The sequence below is a fragment of the Pseudomonas sp. UBA6562 genome (assembly GCF_002434265.1).
Classification (GTDB): Bacteria; Pseudomonadota; Gammaproteobacteria; order Pseudomonadales; family Pseudomonadaceae; genus Aquipseudomonas.
In genome coordinates this window covers 389,086-411,936 of record NZ_DJJS01000004.1, presented here as the reverse complement: position 1 = coordinate 411,936, position 22,851 = coordinate 389,086, and the positions used below count along the sequence as shown (strand labels likewise).

The window sequence follows — 22,851 nt, the reverse complement described above, 5'->3', positions numbered from 1 at the left end:
CGGGCTGCCTATCGTGCGGCCCGCCTCAGCCGCCCATCACCATGAATTCGCGGTAGCCCGAAACGATCACGTACACCGCGAAATAGCAGAAGATCGCCGCCGAAGCCAGGTACGACCAGGTCAAGAGGCGTGCGCCCAGCAGCCGCCCGCCATGGCTGGCCACGCCGCACAGGGTGGCCGACCACACCAGGCCCGCCACGAAGAACCCGCTCAAAAACAGCCCTGCATCCAACGCACTGCCGGCACCGGAGCGCGAGATCAAGACCCCACCCACCGCCGCGAACCACAGGATCGCACTGGGCGACGACATCGCCAGTACGATACCGCGCACGAATTCCCGCCAACCCGACTCGACCTTCACCTCTCCTTCGGCTTGCACCTGCCCACCGCGCCACGCCGCCCACAGCATCTTCAACGCGAACCACACCAGAAGGGCCGAACCGCCCAGCCACAGCACCCAGCGCACGGCTTCGAATTGCAGCAGCACGGTCATCCCGGCCAAGGCGGCGATGGCGTAGATCAGGTCGCCCACGCAGGTGCCCAGGCCCAGCCAGAAGCCTTGCAGGAAACCGCGCTGCATGGCGAGGGTGATCATGGCGATGTTGGCGATGCCGATGTCCAGGCAGAGGGACAGGCTGAGGAGAAAACCGTTGGAGAAAGGCATGCGAAGGCTCGTAGCGTAAGGCGGCGGATCTTAAAGAAGGCCAGTGTGGATGGATGGGCGTCAGGGGCAGTGCAAGGAGTGTACCGGGTGGATGAAACGATGGCAGCCATCCACAGACGCAAGCCTACGAGCGCCGAGGACGAATCGTTTCCGCACACCTTTTCAGCTCAGAGCAGCAAGCCCCATAAAGCCAGTAGCGGCTCGGCCTGCGAGGCCATGGCATGGCGCACGCCCGGCGGGTTGTGCACCACACCGCCGCAACCCGGCTGCCACCAGCCCAGGCCTTCCTGGTACCAGCGCCCCGGTGAAAACACCAGGTAGAACTCTTCGGGCGGGTGCCGGTGGAATGGGTAGGTGACCTGCGGCTCAAGAATCGCCACCCCTAGCAACAGCGAGGTGCAGGCGATCGGCTGATCGGGCCCCAGCAGCAACGCATGGCGGTGACGCTCGACGAAATGGTCGTCTGCACCCGGCGCGGCTTCGCGCTTCATCCAGTCGGCGTGTGCCAGAAGAGGCGACAGGGCCTCGATGATCGGCGACAAGGCGGGGTTGGCCGCCAGGCAATCGACCAATGCCTGCTTGAACAAGGCATGAAGGTGCGTTGGAGGTCGCCTGGGCCGGACGTCTTCGGCCGTGGCGCACATGGCGGTTTCGAGCCTTTCGCGGCAGTGGTCTATTGCCGAGCGCTGCCAAGTGAGGGGCTGGGCAGTGCCTAGCTGGGAAGCAACGGCGTGGTTGAACGAGCGGACGTCGGCCAAGGTGGCGCAGGCTTTGGAGGTAAGGGCTGTCACAGGTCGACTCCTGGGCGGAACGCTGGCAGGGCCTGTTTAGAAACCCTGCCTGTTGTCGTTCAGCTTAGTCGGCGATGGGATGTAAGGCTGTTAACCGAGAGCTGGAAACGCAGACCAAAAAAAACCCCGTAGATCAAATCTACGGGGTTTTTCGATATGGCGGAGAGATAGGGATTTGAACCCTAGGTACTGTTGCCAGTACAACGGATTTCGAATCCGTCCCGTTCGACCACTCCGGCATCTCTCCAGTGGCGCGCATCATACCAGCGATTCTTTGAAAGGCAAACCTTTTTCTACAAAAAACCGCGTGGGATCAGGCGCTTGCGTGAACGGCCCGCTTACAGCGGCACGCCCAGGCGCTTGGCGACTTCTTCGTAGGCTTCGATCACACCGCCCAGACCCTGGCGGAAGCGGTCCTTGTCCATCTTCTCGCGGGTCTGCTTGTCCCACAGGCGGCAGCCATCGGGGCTGAACTCGTCGCCCAGCACGATCTGGCCATGGAACACGCCGAACTCTAGCTTGAAGTCGACCAACAGCAGGCCGGCCTCGTCGAACAGCTGGGTCAGCACTTCATTGACCTTGAGCGACAGCTTCTTCATCTCCACCAATTGCTCGGCGGTGCCCCAACCGAAGGCCACGACGTGGGATTCGTTGATGAACGGATCACCCTTCTCATCGTTCTTCAGGAACAGCTCGAAAGTGGACGGCTCGAGCTTGATGCCCTCCTCCACACCCAGGCGCTTGACCAGGCTGCCGGCGGCGTAGTTGCGCACCACGCACTCGACCGGAATCATGTCGAGCTTCTTGACCAGGCACTCGTTGTCGCCCAGGAGCTTGTCGAACTGCGTTGGCACGCCCGCCGCTTCGAGCTTCTGCATGATGAAGGCGTTGAACTTGTTGTTGACCATGCCCTTGCGATCGAGCTGCTCGATGCGCTTGCCGTCGAAGGCCGAGGTGTCGTTGCGGAACAACAGGATCAGGCGGTCGGCGTCGTCGGTCTGGTAAACCGATTTGGCCTTGCCGCGGTAGAGTTCGTCGCGTTTTTCCATGGGGGGCTCCGCTTGCAGTGTGGGTGGGCTAGGCGATGTGGCGCCAGTCGAGCCCGGTGTCCTGGTTGGCCACCTGGAGCCAGTCCGGGTCGCACCCGAGGGTGTCGACGAAGCACTGGAGCGCCAGCTGTGGCAGGTTGTTCTTGCTGCTGAGGTGGGCCAGCACCAGGTGCTGCAAGGTGTTCCAGCCCAGCTCGGCCACCAGGTTCGCGGCCTGGTGGTTGTTCAAGTGCCCCTGGCTGCCGCCGACGCGGCGCTTGAGGAACATCGGGTAGTGACCGCGGGCGAGCAGGTCGCGACAGTGGTTGGCCTCGATCAGCAGGGCGTCGAGTTCGCGGTAGTGCTCCAGCAGGCGGGCATCGTAGCTGCCCAGGTCGGTGAGCATGCCGAAGCGTCGCGTGCCGTCGCTGATCACGTACTGCAAGGGCTCATGGGCATCGTGCTCGACGCGAACGGCGCTGACCGTCAGACCGCCGATGTCCAGGCTGTCGCCACAGCCGAGAAAACCGGCCACTTCGACCGGTTTGCGCAGGCCGCGCAGCGTGCCCTGGCTGAGGTACACCGGAATGCCATAGCGCCGCGCCAGCAGCCCTACCCCATGCACGTGATCGGCATGTTCGTGGGTGACCAGCACGGCGCTCAGTTGTGAGGCCGCGACGCCGAGCAACGCCAGGCGCCGCTCGGTTTCGCGCAGGGAAAAGCCGCAGTCGACCAGGATGAAGGTGTCATCACTGGCGACCAGCGTGCCGTTCCCTTGGCTGCCGCTTCCGAGGACCGCGAAGCGCACTTAGCCCAGGTGGTCCTGGATGGCGCTCAACACGCGGCGGGCGACATCGGCCGGGGCCACGGTGTTGATGTTCTTCTCGACCGTGACCTGCACGTTCTCGCCGACCTTGCTCAGACGCACCTGGTAGCGCTCGGCGCGGGCTTCGCGCTCTTGCTCGGTGGCCTCGCTGCCGAACAGACGGCCGAAGAAGCCGGGCTTGCTCTGCTTGTCTTCGGGTTTTTCCGACAGGTTGATGTAGTACAGGCCCAGGCTGCGGTTGATGTCTTCGACGCGCCACTGGCCCTGCTCCAGCGAGCGACCCACGCCCGACCAGGCGCGGTCCAGGTCCGAGCCCACGAACAGCACCGGGTTGCCGCTGCCGTCTTCGCTCAGCGTCACACGGCTGGGGGTATCGAAATCGCGCTCGGCGAGCAGCGAGACCGAGCCGCCTTTTTCGGCGCTGCGGTTCATGCTGGCGAGCATTTCGTCGACCAGCAGCGCGTCCACGCCGGTGTTGTTGCTGTTGGACGGGAACTCGCCCTCGACGGTGCCGCCGGCCGGCCGCTCGATGCTGGCGATGTAGACCTCGCTGGAATTGCGCTGCACGCCCGGCTCGATGCGCACGCGAACGCGCACCTGGCTGTCGCCGCTGCTGGCGGAGCTGGCCAGACGTTGGCCGAGGGACGCGGACAACTCGTCGAAGCGCTGCCAGGTGGTGTTGAATTCACCGGTCTGCGGACGCTCTTCGGCGATGCGGAAGCCATTGTCTTCGAAGAACTGCCGGGCCACCGGCCAGACTTCGGCGGGTGCGCGCTGGGCCAGTACCCAACGGCTGTTGCCACTGCGTTGCAAGCTGTATTCGCTGGCGTTGGCGACGCCATTGAGCGGCTGCGGACGCGGCACTTCGAATTCGGTCTTGGCGCCTTCGTCGGCGATGTTGCGCGGGATCGGCAGCAGCGGATCGAGACGTTTGACGCTGGTGGCGTCTTGCGGCAGCTGCATGGGCGCAGTGGTCTGCGCTTGCAGGTAGTCGCTGCCGCGATCACGGAAATAACCTTCGTCGCCCCACAACCAGCCGCAACCGCTGGTGCTGGAGATGATCAATGCAAGGGCGGATAAACCAGCCAATCGCTTCATGCGGTGTACTTCCTCGATTAAACCAGTACGCCGGACTGGCGCAAGGCAGTACGGACTTGTTCGTGACAACCTGCGCTGAGCCAGGTCAGCGGCAGGCGGATGCCTTGCTGCATCAGGCCCATTTCCACCAGCGCCCATTTCACCGGAATCGGGTTGGCTTCGCAGAACAGGTGCTTGTGCAGCGGCAGGAGCGTTTCGTGGATGGCGCGGGCCTTGTCGGCATCGCCTGCGAGGGCCGCTTCGCAAAGGTCGGCCATTTCCCGTGGGGCCACGTTGGCGGTGACCGAGATGTTGCCTTTGCCGCCGAGCAGGATCAGCTCGACTGCGGTCGGGTCGTCGCCCGAGAGCACGAGGAAGTCGGCAGGCACACCTTCGAGGATGGCCTTGGCCCGGGCCAGGTCGCCGGTGGCTTCCTTGATGCCGATGATGTTCGGCACGCCGGACAGGCGGACCACGGTGTCGGCCTGCATGTCGCAGGCAGTGCGGCCGGGCACGTTGTAGAGGATCTGCGGAATGTCGACCGACTCGGCGATGTGCTTGAAGTGCTGGTACAGGCCCTCTTGGGTGGGCTTGTTGTAGTACGGCACCACCAGCAGGCAGGCGTCGGCGCCGGCATTCTTGGCGTTCTGGGTGAGGTGGACCGCTTCGCTGGTGGAGTTGGCGCCCGTGCCGGCAATGACGGGGATACGCCCTTCGACGCGCTTGACGACGAACTCGATGACCGCGATGTGCTCGTCCACGCTCAAGGTGGCCGACTCGCCGGTGGTGCCGACGGCGACGATTGCGTGGGTGCCTTTTTCCAGGTGGAAGTCTACAAGTTTGCCGAGGCTGTCCCAATCCAGACGCCCGTGTGCATCCATGGGAGTGACCAATGCCACCATACTGCCCGCAATCATGTAACTGCTCCTGCCGGAAAAAGAGAGCGGTAATGGTACTGGCGCCTTCGGCCTTGTACAAGCGAAGCTGGCGGGTGGAGCATTCCCCTGGCGGCAGGATTTCGCTACCCTGCGCTCTTTGCTCGGCAGCACTCGGTCCACCGGGCCGCCAACGCCGTCCAACGCCCGTCCGCACCCCTTCGGGTAACACCCGGAAGTCGGTAGCCACCGGCCTGCGCACCGACCACTCATCGCTTTAGGAATGCTGCATGTCCACCCCAACCGTTCGCGAACAATTTCTCGTCATCAGCGCCTTGGGGCCAAACCCCATGGAGCTGGCCAACATCCTGAGCCGCGCCGCGTTCGACAACCGCTGCGCGGTGGTCACCTCGCGCCTGTCGCGCCACGGCGAGACCAGTGCACTGGTATTGCAGGTCGGCGGCAACTGGGACGCCCTGGCGCGCCTGGAAAGCACCCTGCCCGGCCTTGCCAAGAAGCACGGCATGACCATCGACGTCGTCCGTAGCGCCGAGCAGGAAGTGCGCCCTCAGGCCCTGCCCTATGTGGCCTATGTCAGTGCCGCCTATCGCCCCGACATCATCAACGAGCTGTGCCAGTTCTTCCTCGACCACCGTGTCGAGCTAGACGCGATGACCTGCGACACCTACCTGGCACCGCAGACCGGCAGCAGCATGCTCAACGCGCAGTTCACCGTAATCCTGCCGGCCGGCACGCAAATCAGCTGGCTGCGCGATCAGTTCCTGGACTTCGCCGATGCCTTGAACCTCGACGCGCTGATCGAACCTTGGCGCCCGCAGAACCCTGTGTGAGGAACCTGCCATGACCATTGCCCTCGACCAGTCCGTACCCGACTTCCAGGCCCAAGCCACCGGCGGCCAGACGATCGACCTCGCCGCGCTCAGGGGCCGCCAGGTGGTGCTGTACTTCTACCCCAAGGACAGCACGCCGGGCTGCACCACCCAAGGCCAGGGTTTCCGCGACCAGTTGCCGGCGTTCGAAGCGGCCAACACGGTGGTCTTCGGCGTCTCGCGCGACGGCCTGAAGTCGCACGAGAACTTCAAGGCCAAGCAGGGCTTCACCTTCGAGCTGATCAGCGACAAGGACGAGGCGCTGTGCCAACTGTTCGACGTGATCAAGTTGAAGAAGCTCTACGGCAAGGAGTACCTGGGCGTAGACCGCAGCACCTTCCTGATCGACCGCGAAGGCGTGCTGCGCCAGGCGTGGCGTGGGGTGAAGGTGCCGGGGCATGTGGATGCGGTACTGGCCGCGGCACAGGCTCTGCACAAGGGCTGACGAGCCCCGGCGCCCTGCCCGTGCAGCCGCGATGGAAGCGATCGTGCGCAGCGCCCCGAGTGGCGCCGCGCTAGGCCATCGCGGATAAATCGGCAAACCTGACCCTACAACAGCGGCGCCACAGGCGGCTCCTGCCGGGGCCAGGCGTCGAGCACGGCCTTGCACAAGGTCGCCAGCGGAATGGCGAAGAAGATCCCCCAGAACCCCCACAACCCGCCGAACAGCAGCACCGCGCAGATGATCGCCACCGGGTGCAGGCTGACCGCTTCGGAGAACAGCAGCGGCACCAGCACGTTGCCGTCGAGCGCCTGGATGATCGCGTACACCGCCATCAGGTAGATGAACTGATCGCCCCAGCCCCACTGGAACAGCGCGATCAGGGTCACCGGCACGGTCACTACCACCGCCCCTACGTAGGGCACCACCACCGACAGCCCCACCAGCAGGGCCAGCAAGGCGGCGTAGTTCAGCCCCAGGCTGATGAAGGCGATGTAGGTGGCGATGCCGCAGATCAGGATCTCGATGCCCTTGCCGCGGATGTAGTTGGCGATCTGCCGGTTCATCTCGTCGCCCACGCGGTTGAGCAGGGTGCGCTCGCGCGGCAGGTAACCCGACACCCAACGCGCGATCACCTCGCGGTCCTTGAGGAAGAAGAACACCAGGATCGGCACCAGCACCAGGTAGATCATTGCGCTGACCAGCAGCGGCAGGCTCGACAGCGAAAAGGTCAGCGCCCATTGCCCGAACTTGCCGATCTCGCCACGCACCGATTCGATGGCGCGCAGCACCTGCTCGTCGGACACCAGATGCGGATAGCGCTCTGGCAGCAGCAACAGCAGCGACTGCCACTTGCCGAGCATGCCTGGCAGCTCGTTGAACAAGGTGATCAATTGATGCCAGAGCAACGGCACCAGAATCAGCAAAAACGCCGCCAAGGCACCCAAGAACAGGGTGAACACCACCCCCACCGCGACCCGGGTCGGCACCTTGAAGCGCTCCAGGGTGTTGACCAGCCCCTGCATCAGAAACGCCAGCACCAGCCCTGCCAACACCGGCGCCAGCATGCCGCCGAGGGTCAGGACCAGGGTGAAGGCCAGCACCAGCAGCACCGCCAGCACCACGGCCTGCTCGTCGGAGAAATAACGCTGAACCCAGCCGCGAAGCACGTTGAACATTGAAGATCCTTGAAAGGCTCAGGCCTTGCGCAGCCAGTAGGTGTACACGCCGCCGTCGATGCGCTCGTCGACCAGGGCATGACCTGAGAGGCGGGCGAAGGTGTGGAAGTCACGTTGCGAGCCCGCATCGGTGGCGATCACCTTGAGCACCGCACCGCTGTCCAGGCCATTGAGCGCCATTTTCGCCTTGAGCAATGGCAGTGGGCAGTTGAGGCCGCTGGCGTCGACTTCGGCGGCGCAGGTGAGGGATTCGGTCATGGACAGCTCCGGGGCAAAGTAGAGAGCCCGCTAGGATAGCGCCACTGGTCGGTGGCGTGTGAGCCGGCTACAGTAGACGTCTTTTACCGACGCGAGCTGCATCCATGAATCCACTGCGCCCTACCCTGCTGGCGCTGGCCTGCCTGCTGGCCGTTCCCGGCCATGCCGACGACCTGCCGTCGCTGGGCGATGCCAGCTCCTCGATCGTCTCGCCCAAGCAGGAACACGACCTGGGCCGGGCATGGCTGAGCCTGCTGCGCGGTAACGTCAAACAGCTCAACGATCCGCAGCTCAAGGACTATGTCGAGACCAGCGTCTATCGCCTGGCCGAGACCAGCCAGTTGCAGGACCGGCGCCTGGAATTCATCCTCATCGACAGCCGCGAGCTCAACGCCTTCGCAGCGCCGGGCGGTATCGTCGGGGTCAACGGCGGGCTGTTCCTCAATGCCCAGACCGAAGGCGAGTACGTCTCGGTGCTGGCCCACGAACTGGCGCACTTGTCGCAACGCCACTTCGCCCGCGGCGTCGAGGCGCAGCAGCGCATGCAGTTGCCGATGATGGCCGCGCTGCTGGCCGGGATCGTGTTGGCCGCCGGCGGCGGCGGCGATGCCGGCATCGGCCTGATCGCCGGCAGCCAGGCCGCGGCCATCCAGGAGCAGCGGCGCTTTTCCCGGCAGAACGAGCAGGAGGCCGACCGCATCGGCATCCTCAACCTGGAAAAAGCCGGCTACGACCCGCGCAACATGCCCAGCATGTTCGAGCGCCTGGCGCGCCAATACCGTTACGACGGCAAGCCGCCGGAGTTCCTGCTGACCCACCCGGTCACCGAATCGCGCATCGCCGACACCCGCAACCGCGCCGAGCAGGCGCCCAAGGGCGGCGTCGAAGACAGCCTGCGCTATCAGTTGATCCGCGCCCGCGTGGCCCTCACCTACGAAGGCACGCCGGGCCTGGCGGCCAAGCGCTTCCGCGCCCAGCTCGACGAAGACCCGACCCTCGACGCCGCCCGCTATGGCCTGGCCCTGGCGCAGATCCGCGGCGGGCAGCTCAACGAAGCGCGCGCCAACCTCAAGCCGTTGCTGGCCAAGGCTCCCAACGACATCACCTACAACCTGGCGCAGATCGACCTGGACATCACCAACAACCGCCTGGCCGACGCCCAGCAGCGCGTCGAGCGCCTGCAAGGTCTGTATCCGGGCAACTACCCGCTCAACCAGGTGCGCGCCGACCTGCTGATCAAGCAGGGCAAGCCGGCCGAGGCGGAAAAGGTGCTCGACAGCCTGCTGAAGGATCGCCCCGAAGACCCGGACGTCTGGTACGAAGTGGCCGAAGTGCGCGGGCTGTCAGGCAACACCGTCGGCTTGCACCGGGCGCGGGCGGAATACTTCACCCTGGTCGGCGATTTCGACCAGGCCATCCAGCAGTTGGATTTCGCCAAGCGCCGTGCGGGCAGCAACTTCCCCTTGGCTTCGTTGATCGACCAGCGCCAGCGGGAAATCATGGAGCAGGAGCGCATGGTCAAGGACATGATGCGATAGGGCGCAGGGCTTCAGGGCTCTGTGGAAAAGACGATCGGAGCCGTGTTGCGGCCCCGCCCTCGCCCCCTACAGCTCAGGCATTACCCGACAACTTCAAGCGCGCCGCCTGAGTGAAATCGAGCATGCGCTGCAACGGCTTCACTGCGCGTGGAATCAACGCCGCATCGACGCTGATCTCGTTGCTGCCGGTGCGCAGGCAATCGAGCGTACGTTCGAGCGTATTCATCGCCATCCACGGGCAATGCGCACAGCTGCGACACGCCGCGCCGTTGCCGGCGGTGGGCGCTTCGATGAAGACCTTGTCCGGGCACAGCTGCTGCATCTTGTAGAAGATGCCGCGGTCGGTGGCGACGATGAAGGTCGTGTTCGGCAGGGTTTGCGCGGCCTTGATCAACTGGCTGGTGGAGCCCACCGCATCGGCCAGGTCGATGACCGACTCGGGCGACTCGGGGTGCACCAGGATCGCCGCATCCGGGTACAGCGCCTTCATGTCGACCAACTGCCGCGACTTGAACTCTTCGTGCACGATGCAGGCGCCGTCCCACAGCAGCATGTCGGCGCCGGTTTGTTTCTGGATGTAGCGCCCCAGGTGCTGGTCTGGCCCCCAGAGGATGGTTTCGCCGTTGTCCATCAGGGTTTCGACGATTTCCAGCGCGCAGCTGGAGGTCACCACCCAGTCGGCGCGCGCTTTCACGGCAGCCGAGGTGTTGGCGTAGACCACCACCGTGCGCTCCGGGTGCTGGTCGCAGAACGCCGAAAACGCTTCGACCGGGCAGCCCAGGTCCAGCGAGCAGGTCGCCTCCAGGGTGGGCATGAGGATGCGCTTGTGCGGTGTGAGGATCTTCGCCGTCTCGCCCATGAAACGCACCCCGGCGACGATGACCGTGTCGGCATCGTGGTCGCGGCCGAAGCGCGCCATTTCCAAGGAGTCGGACACGCATCCGCCGGTTTCCTCGGCCAACGCCTGGATCACCGGATCGCAATAGAAATGGGCCACCAGCACGGCGTTCTGCGCTTTGAGTTCGGCGGCGATGGCGGCGCGGTAGTCGGCCTGCTGCTCGGGCGTCAGGGGCTGGGGCTGCTGGGCATCAAGGTGGGCTTGAACCAGGAGACGTTCGGAAATCTGGGTCATGATCGCTGGACCTGCGGGCGCGTGTGCGCGTCAGTCGAGAGTAGCACCCGGCCCTGGCAAATCGGCTAAAGGTGCCGGACGGTTGCTGGCGCGCGCCGTCGCGGCCCATTTGCGGGCCCGGATTGTTATGGACGCCGAAGGCTACAGAGAATCGGGTCAATGCAAAAGCGATATTTCTGCTGCGCGGGGGGATGCTTCGAGCGTGTGTTGCAGCCTACTCGGGCTAGCCAAACGGTGCGGCTGACAGGCGTCCGGTCGCACGCCCACGCCATCGGCCAAGCGGCCAAGCGGCGCAACGGCGCAGTGGCCGTTGCAAAGCCATGGGCATTGCGTCCCCAAGCGGATGCACGACCCTGCCCGCGCACCGGGCAGGGCCGCAGGCCCGTCAGCGTTGCGGCAACATCGAGGCCAGCATCATGAGGAACTGCTCGACCGGCATCTTCTTGCCGTTGAAGTCCACCGTACCGTCGGCGTAATGCAGCGACGACACCACGTCGTCGCCCTGCACCGTGGCCAGGCCGCTTTGCAGCGCCATGACGCCGAGCATCTCGCCGGCCTGGCTCGATTGCTGGGCGATAGCCTGGGCGTCGGTCTGCCCGTCGAGTAACGCCTGCAAGGTCGCCAGGTCACCGACCATGGGCTTGGACAAGGTCAGCTTGCCGTCCACCAGGGCGACCAGTTGCTTGCCCAACTGGTCGGGCGGCAAGTCGAAGGAGGTCGGGTTGGTGAAGTCGACGCCCAGCTTGAACTGGCTGGTGCCACGGGCCGTCTTGAACGACAGGTCTTCGATCTCGGCCCGGGGCTTGGCGGCCAGCAGTTTCTGCAGGTTGGCCTGGACCTGGGCACGTTCGGCGTCGGTCATCTCGAACGACGGCACTTGCTGGCCTTCGGCGGCGGCCTGCTGCACCTGCGGCAGCTTGGTCTGGTACCACTCGGTCAACGCGCGCATGGCCGGAATGTCGACGGAGCGGAAGTTGAACACCATCTGCCCACTGCCGACGGCGCGGTCGGCGTAGGTGATGTCGGAAACCTTGTATTCCAGACGCCCGCCGAGGCGGTCCTTGCCTTCCAGGCTGTAGAGGTTGTTCTGTTCCAGCCCCTTGAGCAGCAGCACGTCCTGCTTCGGCCCCAGGGTGGCCTGCAACTGCGACAGGAACAGGTCGAGCTTGCCGACGTAGACCATCTCGTGGTCGGTCTTGGTCAGGTCGCCGCCGACCTTGAAGCCGTCGAACACCAGGGTCGCCGGCGGGCGATCGCCCACGATCTTGACCTGCAGGCGGTCGGCGGTGCCGTGGATCTTCATGGCATTGCCGTCGCGGTCGCCCTCGACCTGCAGGCGCATGCCGGAAAAGTCGACGCTGCCGCCGTCGTCCTGGGTGACTTTCATCGGCGCCACGTGCAGCAGGCTATCGATGCCACCGGCATAGCCCAGGCTGACCTGCGCGGTCAGCGGCGACTGGCCGCCGGCGGCGTCGAACAGCGCTGCGGTCTGCTCGTCCTTGACCAGGGCGCTGTTGCTGACCGCCATGACCGGCAGCAGCTTGAACGACTTGACCCGCGACCAGGGGAATGGCCCGTGCTCGATATGGTCGTCGATGGCGACGTCGAAATCGATCGGCTCGCTCTGCCCGCCCAGCCACAGGTTCTTGGCACTGATGCGGTAGCGCGCGTCACTGCTGAAGAAATGGCGGTCGAGCGAGACCAGCTCGGCGGTCAAGGTGCCGCCGGTGCCGGCCGCCGCGTTCTTGAACTCGGTGTTGGCGCGCGCGATCGAGCGCTCCAGCTCCGCGGGAAGCTGTTTGCCGGTGTACCAGGCGCCGGCGACGGTGACGGCGGCGATGGCGACGGCCAGACCGCAGAGAATGCCTACTGATTTCTTCATGAATAGAACCGATTGCTGTCCATAGGGGCGACGCGGACGGCCGCGTGAGGGTGCAAGAGTATGACCGTCACACCCGGCTCGGGACAACCGTCCTGCCGCTGTCGCACCGCGATGACGTTCACAGCGCAGACCGCGCCGCCCGGACAAGATTCCCGCAACGCTTGGTGACCGTCGCGCAGCGATGGCCGTCACAATACAGCCCGAGCGGATCGAAACACGCCATGGACAGTCAACTGCCTGCGTTACCGCCCGCACTCGCTCTTGCCTACGGATGCCTTCGATGCCCCCTTCGCCCGCCCCCGCCCAAGGCCGCTGCCAGCGCCTGAAACTGGCCAGCAGCCGTGACCACGATACCGTCGACACGCTGGTGATGGCGGCGCGGCCGTTCGCCGACCGCGAACGCTATGCACGCTTCCTGCGCGTACAACACGCCTTTCATGGCAGTTTGCTAGGGCTGTACCAGGACGCGACCCTCAACCGCTGGCTGCCCGGGCTTGCGCAGTTGTCGCGCTTCGCCGCCGTGCAGGCGGACATGACCGATCTGGGCCTGGGCGTGCCGCCTGTGCCGGCGCAGGTTGCCGTAGAGGCGCCCGAAGCGCTGGGTTGGTTGTATTGCAGCGAGGGATCGAACCTGGGCGCGGCATTCCTGTTCAAGCAGACCCAACAGCTGGGGCTAGACGCGGCGTTTGGCGCTCGGCACCTGGCGGCGCACCCGCAAGGCCGCGCCTTGCACTGGCGGGCGTTCGTCGAGCAGGTCGATGGGCAGGTGTTGCGGGAGGAAGAGGAAGCGCAGGCGGTGCAGGGCGCGATCGCCGCGTTCGATAGCTACCGTGCGCACATGCGCCAGGTCTTGGGCAACGCGCTCGATGCCTGAGGGGGCTGGCCACTGCGCCGGCCAGTCCCCTCCTTTACGCAACGAGGATTACTTGCCGGTCCACTCCTTCACACGCTCGGGGTGCTTGGCGACCCAGTCCTTGGCGGCGGCTTCGGGCTTGGCGCCTTCCTGGATGGCCAGCATCACTTCGCCGATCTCGTCCTTGGACTGCCAGGAGAACTTCTTGAGGAACTCGGCCACTTCCGGCGCCTTGCTCGCCAGTTGCTTGCTGCCGACGCTGTTGACGGTTTCGGCTTCGCCGAACACGCCTTTGGGGTCTTCGAGGAACTTGAGTTTCCACTTGGCGAACATCCAGTGCGGCACCCAACCGGTGACGGCGATGGAGTCTTTCTTGGCGTAGGCACGGCCCAGCTCGGAAGTCATGGCGGCGCCGGAGCTGGCCTGGAGCTTGTAACCGGTGAGGTCGTAGTCCTTGATCGCCTGTTCGGCCTTGATCATCACGCCGGCACCGGCGTCGATGCCGACGATCTTCTGTTTGAAGCTGGTGTCGGTCTTGAGGTCGGCGATGCTGTTGGCCTTGACGTAGTCGGGGACGATCAGGCCGATCTTGGCGTCCTTGAAGTTGGCGCCGTAGTCGACCACCTTGTCCTTGTTCTTGGCCCAGTAATCGCCGTGGGTCACCGGCAGCCAGGCCGACATCATCGCGTCGAGCTTGCCGGTGGCCACGCCCTGCCACATGATCCCGGTGGCGACGGCCTGGAGTTTGACGTCATAGCCCAGCTTCTGCTTGATCACTTCGGCGGCCACGTTGGTGGTGGCGACGCTGTCGGCCCACCCGTCCACATAACCGATGCTCACTTCCTTGGCCATCGCATGGGTAGCACCCATGGCCAGTACCAAGGCCGAACCCACACCCAGCAAACGTCGCATCTTCATCAAAGCATCCCCGCGTCAGGTCTTGTTTGAGGGTTCATCATCAACCGCTGCGGCAGGTCAACCTGCTCCAGCTACGACCCTCAGCACGTCCTCAGCGACAGCACTTGGCCATTAGCGCCATTCGCCTACGAGGGCCTGCGCGATCCTTGCATGTCAAAGGCTCGACGACGGGCTACTATCACCCGGCCGAAGGCCAGGCCCGCGTCCGCACGCACCTCTCGTGCAACGCCCGCTCGCCTTCGCTGCCATGCCACCCGCCCCGCTTTCGACGACGGACCGCCCGATGCCCAGCCCTGCCCGTTTGCCCATGCCGCTCTATGCACTTGTCTGCATGCTTGTCCTGCTGGGCCTGGGCGCCGTATGGCATGGCCTGGGCAGGCCGGTCGTGCTGGCCGATGCGGCAGGCCCGACGCACAAGCTGCAATGCGCCTCCTATACCCCGTTCGACAAGGACCAGTCGCCGTTCGACCAGCCATTCCAGTTGCGCCCGGCGCGCATGGAGGCCGACCTGGCGCTGCTGGCTGAGCGATTCGAGTGCATCCGCACCTATTCCATGACCGGTTTGCAGGCAATTCCCGCCTTGGCACGCAAACATGGCCTGAAGGTGATGCTCGGCGCCTGGGTCAACGCCAACCCGGTCGACACCGCCCGCGAGGTGCGGCTGCTGATCGACGCGGCCAACGCCAACCCCGATGTGGTCACGGCCGTGATCGTCGGCAACGAAGCGCTGCTGCGCAAGGAGATCACCGGCAGCGCCCTGGCCGGGCTGATCGCCCAGGTCAAACGCGAGGTGTCGGTGCCGGTGACCTATGCCGACGTCTGGGAGTTCTGGTTGCAACATCCGCAGATCGCCCCGGCCGTGGATTTTCTCACCATCCACCTGTTGCCTTATTGGGAGGACCAGCCGCGGGACATCGACGACGCGTTGCGACACGTCGCCCGCATCCACCAGCGGTTCGTCGAGCGATTCGCACCCAAGCCGATCTTCATTGGCGAGACCGGCTGGCCTAGCGAGGGCCGCCAGCGCGAGACCGCCCTGCCCAGCCGGGTCAACGAAGCGCGGTTCGTGCGCGGTTTCGTCGCCCAGGCCGAGGCCGGCGGCTGGCGCTACAACCTGATCGAGGCCTTCGACCAGCCGTGGAAACGCGTGAGCGAGGGCGCGGTGGGCGGCTACTGGGGTTTGTACGACGCCGACCGCCAAGACAAGGGCGTGCTCGAAGGGCCGGTGAGCAACCTGGCTTTGTGGCCATACTGGTGGCTAGCCAGCGGCGTACTGATGCTGGCGACCTTGCTGATCGCCGGCCGCCCGCGCGACCGGGTCGCAGCCCTGGGCCTGCCGTTGCTGGCGGCGTTCGGCGCGGGAAGCCTGGGTTTGTGGGGCGAACTGACGCGCACCCAGGCGCGTTTTGCCGGCGAATGGGCGTGGGCCGTGTCGCTGGCGCTGCTCAGTGCCGTGCTGGTGGTGCATGCCGCGCTGGCCCTGGGTGGACGCCGTGGCTGGCGTGCGGCGTTGTTCGCACGGTTGCAGGGCATGGGGGGCTGGCTGGTGTTGGCGGCAGGTTTCGCCGCAGCGGTGAGCATGTTGGAGATGGTGTTCGAACCACGCTACCGCAGTTTCCCGACGGCGGCGTTGGTACTGCCGGCGCTGGTCCTGTCGCTGCGCCCTCTGGCCGCGCCGCCACGCGAATGCGCCTTGCTGGCAGCCATCGTAGGCCTGGGCATACTGCCGCAGCTGTACCAGGAGGGCCTGCACAGCGTCCAGGCCTGGGGCTGGGCCGGGGTGAGCCTGGCGATGGCGGTGGCACTGCTGCGCTGTCGGCGTCGCGGCCTGGAACGTGGCGCTACGCTGCCGGGTTCAAACGCGCTTGCGCACCAGGCGTAGACCGCCCAGAACCACGGCGAACACCGCCAGGCTGGCGCTGTACAGCACCAGTGCCGGCACGCCGAAGAGCAGCGCCAGCAACGCCAGCGCACGGCCGGCGCGCCCGGCCAGCACCTGCGCCAGCAGCGCGCAGGCCAGCGCCGCACCGGCGATCGCCTTGAAATGAATCAGCCAGCCCAGCCCAGCCCGCACCTGGCACTGCCATGGCCCGGCATCGCCCAGGCAGGCACCGACCCAGCGCGGGTCCTCCATCAGCGTGTAACGCACGCCGTAGCTGGCCGCCAACAGCGCGCCCAAGGCCAGCACAATGCTTACCACCGCGGTGCTACGTGACATGCAGCGCTCCAGAGAATCACCAGGGAAACCAAGCCCGTTTACATAATCGCTACACATACAGCCAGCGCTAGACGGACCATGTTGCCTTAAAATAGCCATCGCCGCGTCAAGGGTCGGCGCAACGACCTGTACGGCAATAAGCGGCGCAATAAACAGTAGCGCCATTCGGCAACTTTGCTTATGGCACGACTGTCCTACTGCACGTACCGTCTTGCTGCTCTTCCTGGGGAACCCCTGATGCTTCGATCATTGCGCCTCGCCGCCCTGCTGTGCGGCTCGCTCCTGGCTGCGGCCGCCTCGGCGCGGGATATAGACGCGGCCAGCTATGGCTATCCGCTGACCAACCCATTCGAGGCGACCATCGCCACCACACCGCCCGAAGATCGTCCGACGCTGCCCAGCGACGAGGACATCGATCAGAAGGACTACAGCCTCAACCTGCGCCCGGAGCGCGCCTTCACCCTGCCCGACAACTTCTGGTCGGTGAAGAAGCTCAAGTACCGCATCGCCCGCCAGGACCACGCCGCGCCGCTGATCTTCATCATCGCCGGCACCGGCGCGCCGTATTACTCGAGCATCAACGAATACCTGAAAAAGCTCTACTACCAGGCCGGCTACCATGTGGTGCAGCTGTCCTCGCCCACCAGCTGGGACTTCATGAGCGCCGCCTCGCGCTTCGCCACCCCCGGTGTCAGCCAGGAAGACGCCGAAGACCTGTATCGCGTGATGCAGGCGGTGCGTGCCCAGCACCCACGCCTGCCGGTGACCAGCTTCAACCTCACCGGCTACAGCCTCGGTGCCCTGGACGCGGCCTTCGTCAGCCGCCTGGACGAAACCCGGCGCAGCTTCAACTTCAAGAAAGTGCTGCTGCTCAACCCGCCGGTGAACCTGCTCACCTCGGTCAACAACCTCGACAAGCTGGTGCAGACCCGCGTCAAGGGCATCGACCGCAGCACCACCTTCTATGAACTGATGCTGGAAAAGCTCACCCGCTACTTCCAGGAGAAAGGCTTCGTCGACCTCAACGAAGCGCTGCTCTACGACTTCCAGAACTCGCGCCAGCACCTGTCCAACGAACAGATGGCCATGCTGATCGGCACCTCGTTCCGCTTCTCGGCGGCCGACATCGCCTTCACCTCCGACCTGATCAACCGCCGCGGCCTGATCATTCCGCCCAAGTACCCGATCACCGAAGGCACCAGCCTCACGCCGTTCTTCAAGCGTGCGCTGCAATGCGACTTCGAGTGCTACCTGAACGAGCAGGTGATCCCCATGTGGCGCGCCCGCAGCGATGGCAACAGCCTGCCGCAGCTGGTCGACCAGGTGAGCCTGTACGCACTGGCCGACTACCTGCACAACACGCCGAAAGTGGCGGTGATGCACAATGCCGACGACGTCATCCTCGGCCCGGGCGACATCGGCTTCCTGCGCAAGGTCTTCGGCGACCGCCTGACCCTCTACCCGCACGGCGGCCATTGCGGCAACCTCAACTACCGCGTCAACAGCGACGCCATGCTGGAGTTCTTCCGTGGTTAATCGACTGCTGATCGTCACCGCCCTGCTGCTCGCCAGCTCCGTCCAGGCCGCCGAAGTCGCGCCGCGCACCAGCGTGGTCGAAGCCGATGTGCTCGACACCCCGCACCACGTGCTCACGCCCGGCCCGGACGGTTTCCTAAACCCGCTGAGCGAACTCAAGTTCAACCCCGGTCTGAACCAGCGCGAGTTCGAGCGCTCGACCCTGACGGCGTTGAACATCTACGACCCGCTGGAATCGATCAACCGGCGCATCTACCACTTCAACTACCGCTTCGACCAATGGGTGCTGTTGCCGGCCGTGGACGGCTATCGCTACGTGACGCCGCACTTCGTGCGCACCGGCGTGACCAATTTCTTCAACAACCTGGGCGATGTGTCGAACCTGTTCAACAGCGTGCTGCAGCTCAAGGGCGAGCGCGCCGGGCAGATCACCGCGCGCTTGATGTTCAACACCATCATCGGTGTAGGCGGCCTGTGGGACCCGGCGACCAAGATGGGCCTGCCGCGCCAGAGCGAAGACTTCGGTCAGACCCTGGGTTTCTATGGCGTGCATGACGGGCCTTACATCATGTTGCCGATCTTCGGCCCGTCCAACCTGCGCGACACCACGGGGCTGGTGGTCGACTACGCGGGCGAGCAGTCGATCAACTACATGAACGTGCCGGAGGAATCCAGCCGCCATCCGGAGATCTTCGCGCTGCGTGCGGTGGACAGGCGTTACAACACCAACTTCCGCTACGGCCAGCTCAACTCGCCGTTCGAATACGAGAAGGTGCGCTACGTGTACACCCAATCGCGCAAGTTGCAGATCGCCGAATAACGGCGCCCCCAAAGAAAAACCGGGGAGCGCGATGCGCTCCCCGGTGTCTGGCCAACAGGCCTTCCCTCCCCTACCGATGCGCGTCCTGCATCGAGCCATGGACGCTCAACGTTTTCTGCGTTTCTCGTACAACGGCGCCGCCCCTTCCGGGCGCGACTTGAAGCGGCGGTGCGCCCATAGATATTGCTCCGGGCACTCGCTCAGCACGCCCTCCACCCATTGATTGATACGCAGGCAATCGGCCTCTTCGCTTTCTCCCGGGAAATCCGCCAGCGGCGGATGCACCACCAATCGATAGCCGCTGCCATCGGCCAGACGCCGCTGGGTGAAGGGGATCACCCGCGCCTTGCCCAGACGCGCGAACTTGGTGGTGGCGGTGACCGTGGCAGCGGGGATGCCGAACAACGGCACGAACAGGCTCTGCTTGGTGCCGTAGTCCTGGTCGGGCGCGTACCAGATGGCACGCCCGGCGCGCAGCAGCTTGAGCATGCCGCGGACGTCTTCGCGCTCCACCGCCAGCGAATCGAGGTTATGCCGCTCGCGACCGCTGCGCTGGATGAAATCGAACACCGGATTGCCGTGCTCGCGGTACATGCCGTCGATGGTGTGCACCTGGCCCAGCAAGGCGGCGCCGATTTCCAGGGTGGTGAAATGCACGGCCATGAGAATCGCGCCCTGGCCGTCGCGCTGCGCCGCCTGCAGATGTTCCAGCCCCTCGATGTGGGCGAGCTTGGCCAGGCGCGCCTTGGGCCACCACCAGCTCATGGCCATTTCGAAGAAGGCGATGCCGGTGGAGGCGAAGTTTTCCTTGAGCAGGCGCTGCCGCTCGTCGCTCGAATACTGTGGGAAGCACAGTTCCAGGTTGCGCGCGGCGATGCGCCGACGCTCGCCGGCCACACGGTACATGACCGCGCCCAGCGCCCGGCCGATGGCCAGCAGCGCCCGATAGGGCAACTGCACGATCAGCCAGAGCACGCCCAGCCCCAGCCACAAGGCCCAGAACCTGGGATGAAGAAATGCGGTGCGAAAACGCGGACGATCCATTACTGCTTCCGGCAAGACGAAGGCCGGGCATTCTACAACCTTTGCCACCGGTTGCGGCCCATCGCGGTTTCTCGCTATAAGTCAGGGCACTTTTTCCGTAACAAGCTGTCTATGCAGACCATGAGCCTGAACCAGACCCCCGACACCTCCGCCGCCTTCCAGCTAAAAGGCAGCATGCTGGCCATTACCGTGCTGGAACTGGCGCGCAACGACCTGGATGCACTCGACCGGCAATTGGCGGCGAAAGTGGCCCTGGCGCCGAACTTCTTCAGCAACACGCCACTGGTGTTGGCGCTGGACAAGTTGCCCGCCAGCGCCGGCCCGCTCGACCTGCCGGCCCTGATGCGCATCTGCCGCCACCACGGCCTGCGCACCCTGGCCCTGCGCGCCAACCGCATCGAAGACATCGCCGCGGCCATCGCCATCGACCTGCCGGTGCTGCCGCCTTCGGGCGCCCGCGAGCGGCCGCTCGAGCCGGAGCCGGAGGTGAAGAAACCCGAGCCACCGCCCGTGGTCGTGACGCTGGAACCGGAAATACGGGCCACGCGCATCATCACCGCGCCCGTGCGCGGCGGCCAGCAGATCTACGCCCAAGGTGGCGATCTGGTGGTCACCACCTCGGTCAGTCCGGGTGCGGAACTTCTCGCCGACGGCAACATCCATGTGTACGGCGCCATGCGCGGCCGTGCGTTGGCCGGCATCAAGGGCAATACCCGCGCCCGTATCTTCTGCCAGCAGATGACCGCCGAGATGGTTTCCATCGCCGGTCAATACCGCGTTTCCGAAGACTTGCGCCGCGATCCACTGTGGGGGTCGGGCGTGCAAGTCAGTCTCAGTGGAGATGTGTTGAACATCACCCGCCTTTGATCGATACTTGCCGCCATTTTTACCGAAGTTATTTATAGCAACTTAAGTACCGTTGCCATTTTTTGTGTATTTGTCGGGACACACGTCCCATATAACTAGGGGTGACCTACCTTGGCCAAAATTCTTGTAGTGACTTCCGGCAAAGGGGGCGTGGGCAAGACCACCACCAGCGCCGCCATCGGTACGGGTCTCGCCCTGCGTGGTTATAAGACCGTGATCGTCGACTTCGACGTCGGCCTGCGTAACCTCGACCTGATCATGGGCTGCGAACGCCGCGTGGTGTACGATTTCGTCAACGTGGTCAATGGCGAAGCCAACCTGCAACAGGCCCTGATCAAGGACAAGCGCCTCGAGAACCTGTTCGTGCTGGCCGCCAGCCAGACGCGCGACAAAGATGCGCTGACCACCGAAGGCGTCGAGAAAGTCCTGATGGATTTGAAGGGACAGTTCGACTATGTCGTCTGCGATTCTCCGGCCGGCATCGAGAAGGGCGCACACCTGGCGATGTACTTCGCCGACGAAGCCATCGTGGTGACCAACCCGGAAGTGTCTTCGGTACGCGACTCCGACCGTATCCTGGGCCTGCTGGCCAGCAAGTCGCGGCGCGCCGAAAAAGGCGAAGACCCTATCGTCGAGCATTTGCTGATTACCCGTTACAACCCGCAGCGGGTAGCCGACGGTGAAATGCTCAGCATCGAAGACGTCGAAGAAATCCTGTCGATCAAGCTCAAGGGCGTGATCCCCGAGTCGCAAGCGGTGCTCAAGGCCTCCAACCAGGGCGTGCCGGTGATTCTCGACGACCAGAGCGATGCCGGTCAGGCCTACAGCGACACGATCGAGCGTCTGCTGGGCAAGGAGAAGCCACTGCGCTTCATCGATGGAAAGAAGAAGGGATTCTTCGAGCGCCTTTTCGGGAGCAAATAAACCATGAACCTTTTTGACTTCTTTCGTGGCAGGCAGAAAACCACCAGCGCGTCGGTAGCGAAAGAGCGTCTACAGATCATCGTGGCGCACGAGCGCGGTCAGCGCAGTACCCCGGACTACCTGCCCGCCCTGCAACAGGAGCTGGTCGAGGTGATCCGCAAATACGTCAACATCGGCAGCGACGATGTGCAGGTGGCCTTGGAGAACCAGGGCAACTGTTCGATTCTCGAACTCAACATCACCCTGCCCGAACGCTGATCGCACCTCGAGGGGAGCGGCCCAGCGTCGCCCCGGCAGTAGCCACCGCGCCATAACGGGTTGCCCCATAACGGGCAGCCCCATAACGGGTATAGTGGCGAGCTGACCGGGGAGACGCCGCGCCGCTCCCCTTCCGTTTCCGCCCTCTGCCAACGCCCGTTGGCCTCTGCCGAGAGCCCGCAATGCCGCTGTCGAACGTCCAGATCCTCCACGAAGACGCCGCCATCCTGGTGATCAACAAACCTACCCTGCTGCTGTCGGTGCCCGGCCGCGCCGACGACAACAAGGATTGCCTGATCACCCGCCTGCAGGAAAACGGCTACCCCGATGCGCTGATCGTGCATCGGCTGGATTGGGAAACCTCCGGCATCATCCTGTTGGCCCGCGATGCCGCCAGCCACCGCGAACTGTCGCGGCAGTTCCACGACCGTGAAACGGAAAAGGCCTACACCGCGCTGTGCTGGGGCCAGCCGGCGCTGGACAGCGGCAGCATCGACCTGCCGCTGCGCTACGATCCGCCGACCAAACCGCGCCACGTGGTGGACCACGAGCAAGGCAAGCACGCCCTGACCTTCTGGCGCGTGCTGGAGCGCCATGCCGACCACTGCCGCGTCGAGCTCACGCCCATCACCGGCCGCTCGCACCAGTTGCGCGTGCACATGCTGTCGGTCGGCCATCCGTTGCTGGGCGATCGGCTGTACGCCAACCCCGAAGCCCTGGCCGCCCATGAGCGCCTGTGCCTGCATGCCAGCCTGTTGCGTTTCACCCACCCGCAAAGCGGCGAGCGCTTGAGCTTCGAGTGCCCTGCTCCGTTCTGACCCCAGGTAGATTC

General features: G+C 64.7%; 24 protein-coding genes and 1 tRNA gene. 11 read left to right on the top strand and 14 right to left on the bottom strand.

Annotated features, from left to right (window positions below):
* Positions 1-25 precede the first annotated feature (25 nt).
* The 7 genes from B4M43_RS06130 to dapA form a co-directional block, all read right to left on the bottom strand.
* On the bottom strand, positions 26-664 hold the full coding sequence (locus B4M43_RS06130; protein WP_296265117.1) for a LysE family translocator: 639 nt from the start codon (positions 662-664) through the stop codon (positions 26-28).
* A 167-nt stretch (positions 665-831) separates the two neighbouring features.
* Positions 832-1,455 carry a dimethylsulfonioproprionate lyase family protein gene (locus B4M43_RS06125; RefSeq protein WP_296265115.1) on the bottom strand — a complete coding sequence of 208 codons (624 nt, stop codon included), beginning with the start codon at positions 1,453-1,455 and terminating at the stop codon, positions 832-834.
* A 157-nt stretch (positions 1,456-1,612) separates the two neighbouring features.
* Positions 1,613-1,702 (bottom strand) — tRNA-Ser (locus B4M43_RS06120).
* 91 nt (positions 1,703-1,793) lie between these two features.
* Positions 1,794-2,504: a phosphoribosylaminoimidazolesuccinocarboxamide synthase gene (gene purC, locus B4M43_RS06115; RefSeq protein ID WP_296265113.1), complete on the bottom strand. Its 711-nt coding sequence runs from the start codon at positions 2,502-2,504 to the stop codon at positions 1,794-1,796.
* A gap of 28 nt (positions 2,505-2,532) precedes the next feature.
* On the bottom strand, positions 2,533-3,291 hold the full coding sequence (locus tag B4M43_RS06110; RefSeq protein ID WP_296265111.1) for an MBL fold metallo-hydrolase: 759 nt from the start codon (positions 3,289-3,291) through the stop codon (positions 2,533-2,535).
* Positions 3,292-4,407, bottom strand: a complete 1,116-nt coding sequence (gene bamC / locus B4M43_RS06105) for an outer membrane protein assembly factor BamC (protein ID WP_296265110.1) — start codon at positions 4,405-4,407, stop codon at positions 3,292-3,294.
* 17 nt (positions 4,408-4,424) lie between these two features.
* The gene (gene dapA / locus B4M43_RS06100; RefSeq protein ID WP_296265108.1) at positions 4,425-5,303 is read right to left on the bottom strand and encodes a 4-hydroxy-tetrahydrodipicolinate synthase; all 879 of its coding nucleotides are present in this window, start codon (positions 5,301-5,303) and stop codon (positions 4,425-4,427) included.
* Between the two features lie 248 nt (positions 5,304-5,551).
* Between dapA and B4M43_RS06095 the strand changes: the two genes are divergently transcribed.
* Both B4M43_RS06095 and B4M43_RS06090 read left to right on the top strand, forming a co-directional pair.
* Positions 5,552-6,112: a glycine cleavage system protein R gene (locus B4M43_RS06095; protein WP_038412467.1), complete on the top strand. Its 561-nt coding sequence runs from the start codon at positions 5,552-5,554 to the stop codon at positions 6,110-6,112.
* A 10-nt stretch (positions 6,113-6,122) separates the two neighbouring features.
* On the top strand, positions 6,123-6,596 hold the full coding sequence (locus tag B4M43_RS06090; RefSeq protein WP_296265105.1) for a peroxiredoxin: 474 nt from the start codon (positions 6,123-6,125) through the stop codon (positions 6,594-6,596).
* Between the two features lie 104 nt (positions 6,597-6,700).
* On the opposite strand, the gene B4M43_RS06085 is transcribed toward B4M43_RS06090, so the two are convergent.
* Both B4M43_RS06085 and B4M43_RS06080 read right to left on the bottom strand, forming a co-directional pair.
* Complete coding sequence (locus B4M43_RS06085) at positions 6,701-7,771, bottom strand: AI-2E family transporter (RefSeq protein WP_296265104.1); 1,071 nt, start codon at positions 7,769-7,771, stop codon at positions 6,701-6,703.
* Between the two features lie 18 nt (positions 7,772-7,789).
* Positions 7,790-8,029 (bottom strand): sulfurtransferase TusA family protein, encoded by a 240-nt coding sequence (locus B4M43_RS06080; protein ID WP_296265102.1) that lies wholly within the window; start codon positions 8,027-8,029, stop codon positions 7,790-7,792.
* Between the two features lie 104 nt (positions 8,030-8,133).
* Between B4M43_RS06080 and B4M43_RS06075 the strand changes: the two genes are divergently transcribed.
* On the top strand, positions 8,134-9,567 hold the full coding sequence (locus B4M43_RS06075) for a M48 family metalloprotease (protein ID WP_296265101.1): 1,434 nt from the start codon (positions 8,134-8,136) through the stop codon (positions 9,565-9,567).
* Positions 9,568-9,640: 73 nt separating this feature from the next.
* Here B4M43_RS06075 and nadA read toward each other — a convergent pair whose 3' ends face one another.
* Both nadA and B4M43_RS06065 read right to left on the bottom strand, forming a co-directional pair.
* Positions 9,641-10,699, bottom strand: coding sequence for a quinolinate synthase NadA (gene nadA, locus B4M43_RS06070; protein WP_296265099.1), 1,059 nt, complete (start codon positions 10,697-10,699; stop codon positions 9,641-9,643).
* A 385-nt stretch (positions 10,700-11,084) separates the two neighbouring features.
* Positions 11,085-12,581 carry a YdgA family protein gene (locus tag B4M43_RS06065; protein ID WP_296265097.1) on the bottom strand — a complete coding sequence of 499 codons (1,497 nt, stop codon included), beginning with the start codon at positions 12,579-12,581 and terminating at the stop codon, positions 11,085-11,087.
* Between the two features lie 280 nt (positions 12,582-12,861).
* Between B4M43_RS06065 and B4M43_RS06060 the strand changes: the two genes are divergently transcribed.
* The gene (locus tag B4M43_RS06060) at positions 12,862-13,455 is read left to right on the top strand and encodes a biliverdin-producing heme oxygenase (protein WP_296265096.1); all 594 of its coding nucleotides are present in this window, start codon (positions 12,862-12,864) and stop codon (positions 13,453-13,455) included.
* A gap of 48 nt (positions 13,456-13,503) precedes the next feature.
* On the opposite strand, the gene B4M43_RS06055 is transcribed toward B4M43_RS06060, so the two are convergent.
* Entirely contained in the window at positions 13,504-14,352 is an 849-nt protein-coding gene (locus tag B4M43_RS06055; RefSeq protein ID WP_296265094.1) for a glycine betaine ABC transporter substrate-binding protein, read from the bottom strand.
* A gap of 283 nt (positions 14,353-14,635) precedes the next feature.
* On the opposite strand from B4M43_RS06055, the gene B4M43_RS06050 reads away from it, so the two are divergent.
* On the top strand, positions 14,636-16,234 hold the full coding sequence (locus B4M43_RS06050; RefSeq protein WP_296265092.1) for a beta (1-6) glucans synthase: 1,599 nt from the start codon (positions 14,636-14,638) through the stop codon (positions 16,232-16,234).
* Here the strand turns inward: B4M43_RS06050 and B4M43_RS06045 are convergent.
* Positions 16,208-16,570, bottom strand: coding sequence for a hypothetical protein (locus B4M43_RS06045; protein WP_296265090.1), 363 nt, complete (start codon positions 16,568-16,570; stop codon positions 16,208-16,210). The genes B4M43_RS06050 and B4M43_RS06045 overlap by 27 nt on opposite strands.
* A gap of 237 nt (positions 16,571-16,807) precedes the next feature.
* On the opposite strand from B4M43_RS06045, the gene B4M43_RS06040 reads away from it, so the two are divergent.
* Together B4M43_RS06040 and B4M43_RS06035 are read left to right on the top strand one after the other, a co-directional pair.
* On the top strand, positions 16,808-18,106 hold the full coding sequence (locus tag B4M43_RS06040; protein WP_296265088.1) for a serine/threonine protein kinase: 1,299 nt from the start codon (positions 16,808-16,810) through the stop codon (positions 18,104-18,106).
* On the top strand, positions 18,099-18,926 hold the full coding sequence (locus B4M43_RS06035; RefSeq protein ID WP_414707814.1) for an MlaA family lipoprotein: 828 nt from the start codon (positions 18,099-18,101) through the stop codon (positions 18,924-18,926). The genes B4M43_RS06040 and B4M43_RS06035 overlap by 8 nt, the downstream gene beginning before the upstream one ends.
* Before the next feature lie 105 nt (positions 18,927-19,031).
* Here B4M43_RS06035 and B4M43_RS06030 read toward each other — a convergent pair whose 3' ends face one another.
* Positions 19,032-19,970 (bottom strand): lipid A biosynthesis lauroyl acyltransferase, encoded by a 939-nt coding sequence (locus B4M43_RS06030; RefSeq protein ID WP_296265086.1) that lies wholly within the window; start codon positions 19,968-19,970, stop codon positions 19,032-19,034.
* A 111-nt stretch (positions 19,971-20,081) separates the two neighbouring features.
* Between B4M43_RS06030 and minC the strand changes: the two genes are divergently transcribed.
* The 4 genes from minC (at position 20,082) to B4M43_RS06010 (ending at position 22,837) form a co-directional block, all read left to right on the top strand.
* Positions 20,082-20,837, top strand: a complete 756-nt coding sequence (gene minC, locus B4M43_RS06025; protein WP_296265084.1) for a septum site-determining protein MinC — start codon at positions 20,082-20,084, stop codon at positions 20,835-20,837.
* A 111-nt stretch (positions 20,838-20,948) separates the two neighbouring features.
* Positions 20,949-21,761 carry a septum site-determining protein MinD gene (minD, locus tag B4M43_RS06020; RefSeq protein ID WP_296265082.1) on the top strand — a complete coding sequence of 271 codons (813 nt, stop codon included), beginning with the start codon at positions 20,949-20,951 and terminating at the stop codon, positions 21,759-21,761.
* 3 nt (positions 21,762-21,764) lie between these two features.
* Positions 21,765-22,019, top strand: coding sequence for a cell division topological specificity factor MinE (minE, locus tag B4M43_RS06015; RefSeq protein ID WP_296265080.1), 255 nt, complete (start codon positions 21,765-21,767; stop codon positions 22,017-22,019).
* A 182-nt stretch (positions 22,020-22,201) separates the two neighbouring features.
* Positions 22,202-22,837, top strand: coding sequence for an RluA family pseudouridine synthase (locus tag B4M43_RS06010; protein WP_296265078.1), 636 nt, complete (start codon positions 22,202-22,204; stop codon positions 22,835-22,837).
* Positions 22,838-22,851: the final 14 nt, after the last annotated feature.

Bases quoted from the DNA above. Each gene is read 5' to 3' on its own strand.
- B4M43_RS06130 (WP_296265117.1), bottom strand. From the start codon at position 664: ATGCCTTTCTCCAACGGTTTTCTCCTCAGCCTGTCCCTCTGCCTGGAC.
- purC (WP_296265113.1), bottom strand. From the start codon at position 2,504: ATGGAAAAACGCGACGAACTCTACCGCGGCAAGGCCAAATCGGTTTAC.
- bamC (WP_296265110.1), bottom strand. From the start codon at position 4,407: ATGAAGCGATTGGCTGGTTTATCCGCCCTTGCATTGATCATCTCCAGC.
- dapA (WP_296265108.1), bottom strand. From the start codon at position 5,303: ATGATTGCGGGCAGTATGGTGGCATTGGTCACTCCCATGGATGCACAC.
- B4M43_RS06095 (WP_038412467.1), top strand. From the start codon at position 5,552: ATGTCCACCCCAACCGTTCGCGAACAATTTCTCGTCATCAGCGCCTTG.
- B4M43_RS06090 (WP_296265105.1), top strand. From the start codon at position 6,123: ATGACCATTGCCCTCGACCAGTCCGTACCCGACTTCCAGGCCCAAGCC.
- B4M43_RS06085 (WP_296265104.1), bottom strand. From the start codon at position 7,771: ATGTTCAACGTGCTTCGCGGCTGGGTTCAGCGTTATTTCTCCGACGAG.
- B4M43_RS06080 (WP_296265102.1), bottom strand. From the start codon at position 8,029: ATGACCGAATCCCTCACCTGCGCCGCCGAAGTCGACGCCAGCGGCCTC.
- B4M43_RS06075 (WP_296265101.1), top strand. From the start codon at position 8,134: ATGAATCCACTGCGCCCTACCCTGCTGGCGCTGGCCTGCCTGCTGGCC.
- nadA (WP_296265099.1), bottom strand. From the start codon at position 10,699: ATGACCCAGATTTCCGAACGTCTCCTGGTTCAAGCCCACCTTGATGCC.
- B4M43_RS06065 (WP_296265097.1), bottom strand. From the start codon at position 12,581: ATGAAGAAATCAGTAGGCATTCTCTGCGGTCTGGCCGTCGCCATCGCC.
- B4M43_RS06060 (WP_296265096.1), top strand. From the start codon at position 12,862: ATGCCCCCTTCGCCCGCCCCCGCCCAAGGCCGCTGCCAGCGCCTGAAA.
- B4M43_RS06055 (WP_296265094.1), bottom strand. From the start codon at position 14,352: ATGAAGATGCGACGTTTGCTGGGTGTGGGTTCGGCCTTGGTACTGGCC.
- B4M43_RS06050 (WP_296265092.1), top strand. From the start codon at position 14,636: ATGCCCAGCCCTGCCCGTTTGCCCATGCCGCTCTATGCACTTGTCTGC.
- B4M43_RS06045 (WP_296265090.1), bottom strand. From the start codon at position 16,570: ATGTCACGTAGCACCGCGGTGGTAAGCATTGTGCTGGCCTTGGGCGCG.
- B4M43_RS06040 (WP_296265088.1), top strand. From the start codon at position 16,808: ATGCTTCGATCATTGCGCCTCGCCGCCCTGCTGTGCGGCTCGCTCCTG.
- B4M43_RS06030 (WP_296265086.1), bottom strand. From the start codon at position 19,970: ATGGATCGTCCGCGTTTTCGCACCGCATTTCTTCATCCCAGGTTCTGG.
- minC (WP_296265084.1), top strand. From the start codon at position 20,082: ATGCAGACCATGAGCCTGAACCAGACCCCCGACACCTCCGCCGCCTTC.
- minE (WP_296265080.1), top strand. From the start codon at position 21,765: ATGAACCTTTTTGACTTCTTTCGTGGCAGGCAGAAAACCACCAGCGCG.
- B4M43_RS06010 (WP_296265078.1), top strand. From the start codon at position 22,202: ATGCCGCTGTCGAACGTCCAGATCCTCCACGAAGACGCCGCCATCCTG.